1 protein-coding gene is annotated in these 502 nt (G+C 47.2%); it reads right to left on the reverse strand.

Features of this window, described 5'->3' with window-relative positions:
- Positions 1-70: 70 nt before the first annotated feature.
- Positions 71-502, reverse strand: a 432-nt coding sequence (locus tag ACT3TU_RS14365) for an EF-Tu C-terminal domain-related protein (RefSeq protein ID WP_444784546.1), incomplete at its 5' end; no start/stop codon positions are given.

Raw genomic sequence — 502 nt, forward strand, 5'->3', positions numbered from 1 at the left:
AAAAAAAGCCACCCTCTCTCGAGAATGGCTTTTTAGCTAACTATTTAACGTCTAAGAGTAGAGGTTAAAATTAGTTGCTTACGTTAGCAACAACACCAGCACCTACCGTACGGCCGCCTTCACGAATTGCGAAGCGAAGACCTTTGTCCATAGCGATTGGGTGGATAAGCTCTACGCCCATCTCAACGTTATCACCAGGCATAACCATTTCAGTACCGTCTTGTAATTGGATTGCGCCAGTTACGTCAGTGGTACGGAAGTAGAACTGTGGACGATAGCCGTTTAGGAATGGTGTGTGACGACCACCCTCTTCTTTGCTTAGTACGTATACTTCAGCGTCGAATTTGGTATGCGGGGTGATTGAACCTGGCTTGGCTAGTACTTGGCCACGTTGTACGTCTTCACGCTTAGTACCACGTAGTAGTACGCCACAGTTTTCGCCTGCACGACCTTCGTCAAGCAGTTTACGGAACATCTCTACACCAGTACAGGTGGTTTTTTG

Origin of the sequence: Psychrobacter sp. AOP3-A1-26, assembly GCF_052378235.1 — a bacterium.
Lineage (GTDB): Bacteria > Pseudomonadota > Gammaproteobacteria > Pseudomonadales > Moraxellaceae > Psychrobacter.